The organism is uncultured Microbulbifer sp. (genome assembly GCF_913055755.1).
Lineage (GTDB): Bacteria > Pseudomonadota > Gammaproteobacteria > Pseudomonadales > Cellvibrionaceae > Microbulbifer.
Window position 1 is genome coordinate 1 of the sequence record NZ_CAJXKH010000167.1, and the last position, 2,496, is coordinate 2,496.

General features: G+C 59.4%; 2 protein-coding genes and 2 pseudogenes. 3 read left to right on the top strand and 1 reads right to left on the bottom strand.

The annotated features are described in order from the left end of the window. Positions 1 to 233, bottom strand: a pseudogene (locus tag QZ511_RS16620) (hypothetical protein); the annotation flags it as partial. A gap of 483 nt (positions 234 to 716) precedes the next feature. On the opposite strand from QZ511_RS16620, the gene rsxA reads away from it, so the two are divergent. The 3 genes and pseudogenes from rsxA to QZ511_RS16635 form a co-directional block, all read left to right on the top strand. Next, positions 717 to 1,292: an electron transport complex subunit RsxA gene (gene rsxA, locus QZ511_RS16625; RefSeq protein ID WP_295804246.1), complete on the top strand. Its 576-nt coding sequence runs from the start codon at positions 717 to 719 to the stop codon at positions 1,290 to 1,292. Between the two features lie 8 nt (positions 1,293 to 1,300). Further along, positions 1,301 to 1,912, top strand: a complete 612-nt coding sequence (gene rsxB / locus QZ511_RS16630; RefSeq protein ID WP_295804249.1) for an electron transport complex subunit RsxB — start codon at positions 1,301 to 1,303, stop codon at positions 1,910 to 1,912. Then, positions 1,909 to 2,496, top strand: a pseudogene (locus QZ511_RS16635) (electron transport complex subunit RsxC); the annotation flags it as partial. The gene rsxB and the pseudogene QZ511_RS16635, both read left to right, overlap by 4 nt.

Consider the following 2,496-nt stretch of genomic DNA (forward strand, 5'->3'; position numbering starts at 1 on the left):
TGAAAAAGCTGATGAGCCGCATAGCCACCCCAAGCCGTGATAAACGCCCAGGTTGAAGGCTCCGGTAACTGCCAGTAGTACCAGCCATCGGAATCATCCGGCCGGAACGGTATGTTTTCGCTATAGGGACCAAAAACCACCACCAGCAGTATCAGTGCGAAGCAACCAGCCAGGCCCCAGGCCAGCTGGAAGCGATACCGTTTATGGCTTTTCAGCCAGCTCTCAAGTGCCATACAAGTCCCGCTCACAAATATCGATTGGTGAAAAACCTTGGTAATGAAGCGCCTTTATATGGGCGCGGTCCGCACCACACGATTCACAACCTATATCAGGAAAACATCCCATTCGCTGATTTTTGCCAATTAATACGCAGTTGGCGGGCACAATGGATCATTTGCCGGGATCATTTGGTGGCAGAGCGGTCCTGACAGGCTCCCCACATATTGTGAATAAGTGCGTCATTGCCCCCAGGACCCATATTACGAGGGTGGACTTCCGCCTACCGTTGTTGAAGCCCCCCTTACCCTCCCCCATAATACCGCCCCCGATTGACAGGCACTTTTTTCACCACTGCAGACCGCATTGGCAGCACCCCAGGGGGCGGTCCGGTAAGATCAAACGGCGAACTCACTGTCGCCTCCGCCATTCCGGCTATTTTTTATACAGAAACGGGTTGTACAGGCACAACGCCCGCAGTGAGGCCGAACGGACTATCTATGAGCGAATTTACCGTCATCCTGCTCTCCACCATTCTGGTGAACAACTACGTGCTGGTGCAGTTTCTCGGCCTGTGCCCGTTTATGGGGGTTTCCAACAAGCTGGAGACCGCCGTGGGCATGGCGGGGGCGACGACGTTTGTACTCACGCTGGCGGCCATCTGCTCCTATCTGGTGAATACCTACTTACTCGAACCGTTCGGCATGGAGTACCTGCGCACCATTTCCTTCATTCTGGTGATCGCGGTGGTGGTGCAGTTTGCGCGCATGTTTATCGAGAAAACCAGCCCGCTGCTGCACCGGGTACTCGGCGTTTTCCTGCCGCTGATCACCACCAACTGCGCGGTGCTTGGCGTGGCACTGCAGAACACCATGAAAGCGAACAATTTTGTCCAGTCCACCCTGTACGGCTTCGGTGCCGCGGTGGGCTTTTCCTTGGTATTGATCCTGTTTTCCGCGATGCGCGAGCGGCTGGCGGTGGCGGATGTCCCCAAACCCTTCAAGGGCGCCGCCATCGGCATGATGACCGCGGGGTTGATGTCGCTGGCCTTTATGGGCTTCAGTGGGTTGGTATAAGGGAGACGATGATGGAATGGCTGTCTGAAATTTCCACGCCCCTGCTGATTCTCGGCGGTATGGCCCTGGTGTTCGGCGCCCTGCTGGGCTTTGCCGCGGTGCGCTTCAAGGTGGAGGGAGATCCCATCGTCGACCAGATCGACGCCATCCTGCCGCAAACCCAGTGCGGCCAGTGCGGCCACCCCGGCTGCCGCCCCTACGCCGAGGCCATTGCCAACGGCGAGGCCATCAACAAGTGTCCGCCCGGTGGCCAGGCCACCATCAACGAACTCGCCAACCTGCTCGATGTGGAGGCCATTCCGCTGGATGCCGAACACGGCGTGGAGGAAGTAAAAAAAGTAGCCTTTATCCGCGAGGCGGAGTGTATCGGCTGCACCAAGTGCATCCAGGCCTGCCCGGTGGACGCCATCGTGGGAGCCGCCAAGCAGATGCACACGGTGATCGTGGACGAATGCACCGGCTGCGACCTGTGTGTGGAGCCCTGCCCGGTGGACTGTATCGATATGGTACCGCTGGAGGCCACGCTGCAGGAATGGCACCCGGAAAAACCCGGAGACGGTATTCAATTGATTGCCAGTGACCGCCCCGAGCTGCACACCGATGACCGGAGTGCCGCATGAGCCAGATTGATGAAAGACAGGGTGCCAGCGAGCGCCGCGCGGCCCGTGATGCCCACCTGATCGCCAGTGAAAAGGCCCGGGACCTCTCCCGCGAGCTGAAGATCAACGATTTCCACGGCGGCATTCACCCGCCGGAGAACAAACACCAGTCCACCGGTGAGCCCATCGGCACTATTCCGCTGGCGGAAGATTTGATTGTGCCGCTCAACCAGCATATCGGCGGCACCGCGATTCCGCTGGTGAAGCTCGGCGACCTGGTGCTGAAGGGCCAGAAAATAGCCGAGGCCGATGGCCCGGTAAGCTGTCCGGTGCACGCGCCCTCTTCCGGCAAGGTGGTGGCGATAGAGCCCATGGCAGTGCCCCATCCCTCCGGCATGGTGGCGGACTGTATCCAGATCCGCACCGACGGCCGCGACGCATGGTGTGCACTCACTCCGCTGGAAGACTACGCAAGCCGGGATATCGACGACCTGCTGGAACAGATCCGCGACTGCGGTATCGCCGGTATGGGCGGTGCCGGTTTTCCCACCGCGGTGAAGCTGAATCCCCGCGGCGGCGCGACCATCGACACCCTGATCATCAAT